Here is a 6,752-nt window from a genome sequence, read left to right on the forward strand (position 1 = left end):
GGGCAGGTAAGGCTGGATTGGACGTGGGCGCCGGGGGCAGGCCAAGGTGCTTGTAGGCCGGGGCCGCCAGGCGGCGGCCCCGGGGCGTGCGTTGCAGAAACCCGATCTGGAGCAGGTAGGGTTCAAGCACGGTTTCAATGGTATCGGCATCCTCACCCAGAACCGCGGCCAGGGTGGCGAGGCCCACGGGTCCCCCTTCAAATTGCTGCGCCATGGCCAGGAGCAGACGATGGTCGCTGGGATCAAGGCCCAGGGGGTCGATGCGGTGCATGGTCAGGGCATCCGCCACCACATGGTCGTCAACGGCGGGACAGGTTTTCACCAGGGCATAGTCCCGTACGCGGCGCAGCAACCGGTTGGCAATCCGGGGTGTGCCGCGACAGCGTCTGGCAATGGCCTGAGCGCCGGAACGCTCCACACTCATCTGCAGGAGTTGGGCGGAGCGCTCCACAATCTGCTGCAATTCAGCCGTGGTGTAAAACTCCAGCCGATGGACCATGCCAAAGCGGTCCCGCAGCGGTGAACTGATGGAGCCCGCCTTTGTGGTGGCGCCCACCAGGGTGAACCGTGGCAGGCCAATGCTGCGGGACCGGGCCGTGGTTCCCTTGCCCACGGACAGGTCCAGGCGGAAATCCTCCATGGCGGGATAGAGGATTTCCTCCGCCATACGGGGTAGACGGTGGATCTCGTCAATGAAGAGCACATCCCCCTGCTCCAGGGTCATGAGCAGGCCGATGATGTCGCGAGGGCGCTCCAGCGCCGGGGCGCTGGTGATCCGGCAACGGGCCGTCAACTCTGCCGCCAGCACCATGGCCATGGTGGTTTTGCCCAGGCCGGGCGGCCCGTAGAGCAGGAGATGGTCCAGGGGTTCCTGACGATGCCGCGCCGCCGCCAGGGCAATGTGCAACACCTGCTTGAGGGCGGTCTGACCGATGTAGTCCCCCAGGCGCCGCGGGCGCAGGGCTTCCTCTGCATGGCCTTGCTCCTCCGCCGTAGCCTCCGGGCGCCGCTGCAAACCATGGGGAAGCCCTGCAGGACGGTGGGCGGCGCCATGTTTGGAGGATGAGGCCGGGGACGGCTTCCCGGAGGAGTTGCTGGGAACAATGGCCATGATGGCCAAACCCTAGCGGGCATGGCCAAGTCTGATTTCAAGTTGCCTCTAACGCTGATTTCTCAACCTGAGGGCAGCGTCTGGAGCGTCGTGGCCAGCAGGTAGAGCAAGGCCATGCGGATGGGGATGCCGTGGCTCACTTGTTGGTTCACGAGGCAACGCTGCGGCTCGGCCAACAACCGGCTGCTCAATTCCACATCCCGATTCACGGGACCAGGGTGCAACACCGGCGCGCCAGGGCGGCAGCGTTCCAGGCGCGCATGGGTGATGCCATAGGCCCGGTGGTAATCCTCCAGATTGGGAATCAGGTGACGCTGGGCCCGCTCTTTCTGTAGCCGCAGGGTGATGACGGCATCCACGTCCGTCAAGGCCTCGTCCAGGTTGCGGAACAGGTGAACCCTTCCCCGCCGGGGGACGGGATCCGTAGCGCAGCCTGGAGGCATGGCGGTGAGAAAGTCGGCAAAACAGTCGGGCAACAGGGCGCTGGGTCCACAGAGGTGAATGGTGGCCCCCGCTGCGCTCAGCGCCCAAAGATTGGAGCGGGCCACCCGGGAATGGAGAACGTCGCCAACGATGGCAATGGTGCGGCCAGCCAGGGCCTCCACGGTGGGCTGCCGGGGAGCGAAGTGACGGGCCAGGGTGAAGAGGTCCAGCAGGGCCTGGCTGGGGTGACTATGGAGGCCGTCTCCCGCATTCAGCACCGCAACCCTGTGGCCCATGGCCTCCAGATCCTGGGCCACCGCACCGGGAACGCCGCTGCCCCTGTGGCGGACCACCAGCAATTCGGCGCCCATGGCGGCATAGGTGAGGGCTGTATCCAGGAGGCTTTCCCCTTTCGCCAGGGCGCTGGAGGCTGGCGTAAAGCTGGCAACGTCGGCCGAGAGCCGTCGGGCGGCAATTTCAAAGCTGGTGCGGGTGCGGGTGCTGGGCTCGAAGAACAACGTTGCCACCAGCCGCCCCTGCAGGGCAGGTAACCGCCGTGGTCCCTGGCTGGGGATGGCCCGGAAACGCTCGGCCAACTCAAGCGCCAACTCGAAATCCTGCCGTCCCAGCACAGCAAGATCCAGCAGATGGCGGTGACTCCAGTGGTTGTTCAGGATTCCAAAAGCTGCCGGCTGCTCCAGCAGTGTGCTGGCCGGGGGCGTTGATCCCCTGGGATGCGGCGGCTGACGCCGCGACTGGCGCCCAGATACCATCGCCAGGCCAATTCCTGGCCGCGGGAGATGCCGATCCGCTGGCCCCGGCGCAGGTTCAGGGCGCCGCTGGCCATGGCTGCCGCCACCGCTGGCGGGCGGCCCATGAGCCACAGTCCTGCCGTGGAATCGCTGACCGCTTGGCCATCAAAGGAACGGTCAATGCCCAGGCAACGGCAGAGGAGGCCCGGCCCTGCCGCCCGCCGCTCGTGCTCCACAGCCAGGGGAAGATCCAACGCCCGCAGGAGCACGCCACTGGCCCAGCCGGGACGATCCGTCACCACGTTGCAGCAGTGATGCACACCATAGCTGGTGTAGACGTAAAAACGCCCCGGCTCGCCAAAAAGGGTTGCGTTGCCGGGACTGCGGCGGCGGTGTCCATGGCAGGCAGGCTCGCTCTGGCAATAGGCCTCCGTTTCCACAATCACCCCCCAGCGCAGTTTCCGCCCGTCACGGCGCACCAGCAGACAGCCCAGTAAATCGGGCGCCACAGCGACGGCGGGGCGGCGCAAGGTCTCCAGGGACAGAGCCGGCCCATTGCCATGGGCGTCATCCGCCGCCCCATCTGCAGCCATGGTTGGCGAAATGGGCAGAGGCGGCCAAACTGGTTCCGCTGTCGTTTGCGCCATGGACGCTTCCCCACCTGATTTCAGCCGCCTGTTGTTGCTGGCCTCCATCCTCTTCGTGGCCACAGCCCTCTACTTCGGAACCCAGGGAGGGTTCTACGACAGTGACGACTACCACGGCAACGGTTCAGCCCACTGATCAGCGCCATTGGCGATCTCGCCTAGGCGGCCTCGCCACCAGACCCATCGGGACTGCCCTGGCTGATCTGCTCCTCCACGGGGCAGTCTTCAGCGGTGAGCAGATCCTCGCTTCCCCCAAGACGGGGCACACTGGAGAGACGACTCATCACCGAGCCCACGGAATCGAGCCGCACCATTTCCTGCCAGGCTTGCAGTTCGCCGTCCTCGTCGGTTTCATACCGCAGGGTAACCACCCCGCCACTAACCTCGACAACCTGGGCCTGCTCAATCCAGCGCTGCTGATCGGACAGGAACACCCATACGGGACGCCCCGCACACTGGGCCTCGTAGAGCTTGCGGTCGAACATGGGCCTCCCTTAATCACCCGGTCGCCAACCGCCTGCCGGTGATTGGAGACAATTTAGGGCCATAGCACTTCCAATGAGACCGTGTCCGCAATGAGAATTGCCCTTGAACCCCGGAGTTGGCGACTTCAGCTTTGGACCTGGCCGGAGGTGGAGCGTTATCTGGAGCACAACAAAGGCGTGATCGTGCCCCTGGGTTCCACCGAACAGCACGGCCCCACGGGGGCCATCGGGACAGATGCCCTCACCGCTGATGCCGTGGCCCAGGCCGTGGCGGAGCGAAGTCAGGTGGTGGTGGCCCCGCCCCAGGCGTTTGGCATGGCTGAACATCACCTGGGATTTCCTGGCACCATCAGCCTCCAGCCCAGCACCCTTCTGGCCCTGTTACGGGACGTGGTGGTTTCCCTGGCCCGCCATGGCTTCGAGCGGGTGTACGTGATCAACGGTCATGGGGGCAACATGGCCGCCACCCGGGCTGCATTCAGCGAGGCCTACGGCCGTGCAGCCAGCCTGGGTCTGGCCAGTGCGCCGCGGCTGCGCTGCAAATTGGCCAACTGGTTTCTGGCTCCGGCGGTCATGAGCCATGCCCGTCAACTCTATGGCGACCGGGAAGGCCAGCACGCCACCCCCAGCGAGATCGCCCTGACGCTCCATCTCTATCCTCATCTGGCCCGGAAACTCAGGCCCTTGCCCGAACCTGCGCCCGTGGGCCCCATCCACGGCTGGGAGGACTTCCGGCGCCGCTACCCTGACGGCCGGATGGGTTCCGATCCCTCCCTGGCCACGGCGGCCGCGGGGAAGGAATTGCTGGAGCGGGCCGCCACGGCCCTGGGGGAGGATCTTCAGCGCTTCCTGCAAGCCCCTTGAGGCGCCGGGGTTCTATGGTGCAGACCGTCGTGACCGCGCCGTGGGCTCAATCAACAGGGATGATGTGCGCCATGTGGCCCGGCTGGCCCGGCTGGCCTTGCCGGAGGACCGCATCGCAACCATCACCGGCCAACTGGAGTCCATCCTGGACTACGTGTCCCACTTGCAGTCCATTGACACCGCCGGGGCGCCCACCACCACCCGGGCGGTGGACGTGGTGAACGTGACCCGGGCGGATCAGGCGAGCCCGGCGACTGTGCGGGAGGAGCTGCTTAACCAGGCTCCCCAACGGGAGGGTGACCTGCTGCTGGTGCCCCGTATCCTGGCGGACCAGGAGGCGGGCTAGACTCAGCACTTGAGGGATTCCTGCCCGGCTTCCGGGGCGGGGGAAGTTGGGCAATCTCGCCCGGAACGATCACGTCGGCCAACTCCACCCCCGCTGGCAGCAGGGACTCTCCCACGCCGCCGCACTCCTCCACAGGCGCCTGTTCCCAGGGGAAGCGGCAACTGCGGTGATCCCTTGTCAACAGGGTGAAGCAGGGATGATCCGCCACGGGCCACAGGCCCAGGAGACTGTCACTGCGTTCCAGAAAGCGCAGGCCAATCTGGCCCAGATCGCCGGGGCGGTTCGGTGCCAGTTGGGCAACGGGCAGACGTTTGAGCCGGCCATGGCGTGTGGCCAGAAGCAACAGGCTGGCGCCCCCGCAACAGGCGGCGCCCACAATGGTTTCATCGGGGATCAACCGTAAAAGCGGTGCGCCGGCAGGGCTGTCCAGGTCTTGCAGCAGGTGCGGGGTCACATCCAGGCGCAGCAGGCGGCCGCAACTGGTGGCCACCACCAGAACCGCCATGGGCGCCGGGCAGGGCGCCACCCGGCAGAGGGTCCGCCCCGGCCGCAACTTGAATACGGTGACAGTGCGACCGGAACTGCGGGACCGGGCCGCCAGTTCCAGAAGGTGCGCAGCCTTGAGCCGGCGGCAATGGCCATCGTCGCTCAGCAGGGCCAATCCCGTAGTGGTGGCGGAACCACCCAGCAATGCCAACTGGACAGGGTGGTCCCCCTGTCCCCCCCCAGCTTCTCGGGAAGGAAACGGGCCAAGGCCTGGGGTTGCGGTGTTGTTCGCTCCCAGCGGAGGGTGGCGATTCGTCCCATGGCTGAACACCACGATCCGGGGTTCGGGATGGACGGGAACAATGAAACGGGGCGGTTGAGGCTGGCCGGCAAGGGGTGCTGGCTGCTTAAGCCGGAGCCGGGACACGGCAAGGGGAGACGTCAGCCTCAACTGCCCGTCAGTCTGCACCAGCAGTTGCCCATCCTCCGGGATGGGCACCCGGGCCCGTGGGCGCTGTTCCGAGCCGGTTGGTTCGGCAGCGATGGACGGCCCAGCGGTGGCCATCCGGCCCAGGAGGCGGGTGCGGCGTGGCGTGGCGTGGCGCTTGCGCAGTTGCAGCAACTGCCGGATCAGCGCTTCAACTCTCCTGTCCCGGTTGTCCAGCAACAGGTGAAGTTGGGCCTGGGCTGCCTCCAGCTCTTGCCGTTCCCTGTCCAGACCTTGCCGCTCCAGGCCGGTCAGGCGCCGCAGGGGCATGGCCAGCACCGCCGCTGCCTGGGCCGGGCTGAGACCAAGCTGCACCTGGAGCGCCGCCTCCGCCCGGGCCGCCTCCGGCGCCCGGCTGACCAGCAGAATCACCTGTTGCAGTTGGGCCAGGGCGGCCAGCAACCCTTGGACCACCTCCAGCCGCCGGCTGATCTTGTCCAGGGCAAAGCGGTAGCGGCGCAGAGCGGTCTGCTCCCGGAACTCCAGAAAAATCTCGAGAACCCGCCGCAGGCTCAGTTGGGCTGGCTGGCCATCCACCAGCGCCAGAAGGATGGCGCCGAAGTTGCTCTGCAAGGCGGTGCGGTGGAACAATTCCTGCAGAACACGCTCCGGCCGGCCGTCCCGACGCAGTTCAACCACCACCCGCATCCCTTCCCGGTCGCTCTCATCGCGGATGTCGGCAATGCCGCTGAGGCGGCCGTCGTTCACCTGCTCCGCCAGCTTTTCAATCCAGTGGGCCTTACTGAGCTGGTAGGGCAGTTCCGTCACCACAACAGCACGGCGCCGGTGCCGCCCCTTGGCGGCCTGGATGGCTTCCAGATGGGCCACACCCCGCACCCGGATGCTGCCCCGCCCTTGCAGATAGGCCTCCCGCAGGCCAGTGCCCACGGGGATTTCCCCCCCTGTGGGGAAGTCGGGGCCGGGGATCAGTTGCAACAGATCTTCATCCCTCAACCGGGGGTTGCGCAGAAGCGCCACCAGGCCATCCACAACTTCCCCCAGGTTGTGGGGAGGGATGTTGGTGGCCATGCCGACGGCAATGCCGGCACAGCCGTTCAGCAGCAGCATGGGAAGCTGGGCAGGTAGAACGGCCGGCTCCTGTTGAGACCCGTCAAAATTGGGGGTGAAGTCCACCGTGTCCTCCGCCAGCT

Annotated in this window: 8 protein-coding genes; 3 read left to right on the top strand and 5 right to left on the bottom strand. The window is 66.5% G+C overall.

The window, feature by feature from the left end; all coding sequences use genetic code 11:
* The 3 genes from ruvB to BG35_RS0105150 all read right to left on the bottom strand — a co-directional run.
* A partial coding sequence (gene ruvB, locus BG35_RS0105140) for a Holliday junction branch migration DNA helicase RuvB (protein WP_025781988.1) occupies positions 1 to 1,111 on the bottom strand: 1,111 nt, incomplete at its 3' end.
* Between the two features lie 62 nt (positions 1,112 to 1,173).
* Positions 1,174 to 2,307: an aspartate carbamoyltransferase catalytic subunit gene (locus tag BG35_RS0105145; RefSeq protein WP_025781989.1), complete on the bottom strand. Its 1,134-nt coding sequence runs from the start codon at positions 2,305 to 2,307 to the stop codon at positions 1,174 to 1,176.
* Positions 2,205 to 2,879, bottom strand: a complete 675-nt coding sequence (locus BG35_RS0105150) for a DNA-3-methyladenine glycosylase (protein WP_025781990.1) — start codon at positions 2,877 to 2,879, stop codon at positions 2,205 to 2,207. The genes BG35_RS0105145 and BG35_RS0105150 overlap by 103 nt, the downstream gene beginning before the upstream one ends.
* 52 nt (positions 2,880 to 2,931) lie before the next feature.
* On the opposite strand from BG35_RS0105150, the gene BG35_RS13330 reads away from it, so the two are divergent.
* Entirely contained in the window at positions 2,932 to 3,069 is a 138-nt protein-coding gene (locus tag BG35_RS13330) for a DUF8629 family protein (RefSeq protein ID WP_034417154.1), read from the top strand.
* Between the two features lie 22 nt (positions 3,070 to 3,091).
* On the opposite strand, the gene BG35_RS13060 is transcribed toward BG35_RS13330, so the two are convergent.
* Positions 3,092 to 3,418, bottom strand: a complete 327-nt coding sequence (locus BG35_RS13060; RefSeq protein WP_025781991.1) for a DUF6679 family protein — start codon at positions 3,416 to 3,418, stop codon at positions 3,092 to 3,094.
* A gap of 90 nt (positions 3,419 to 3,508) precedes the next feature.
* On the opposite strand from BG35_RS13060, the gene BG35_RS0105165 reads away from it, so the two are divergent.
* Entirely contained in the window at positions 3,509 to 4,282 is a 774-nt protein-coding gene (locus BG35_RS0105165) for a creatininase family protein (protein WP_025781992.1), read from the top strand.
* Positions 4,283 to 4,322: 40 nt separating this feature from the next.
* Positions 4,323 to 4,628 (top strand): Asp-tRNA(Asn)/Glu-tRNA(Gln) amidotransferase subunit GatC, encoded by a 306-nt coding sequence (gatC, locus tag BG35_RS0105170; protein ID WP_025781993.1) that lies wholly within the window; start codon positions 4,323 to 4,325, stop codon positions 4,626 to 4,628.
* Here the strand turns inward: gatC and BG35_RS10425 are convergent.
* Positions 4,555 to 6,752, bottom strand: a 2,198-nt coding sequence (locus BG35_RS10425) for a DNA gyrase subunit A (protein WP_051506154.1), incomplete at its 5' end; no start/stop codon positions are given. The two genes, gatC and BG35_RS10425, sit on opposite strands and share 74 nt — an antisense overlap.

The organism is Candidatus Synechococcus spongiarum SH4 (assembly GCF_000586015.1).
GTDB lineage: Bacteria > Cyanobacteriota > Cyanobacteriia > PCC-6307 > Cyanobiaceae > Synechococcus_B > Synechococcus_B spongiarum_F.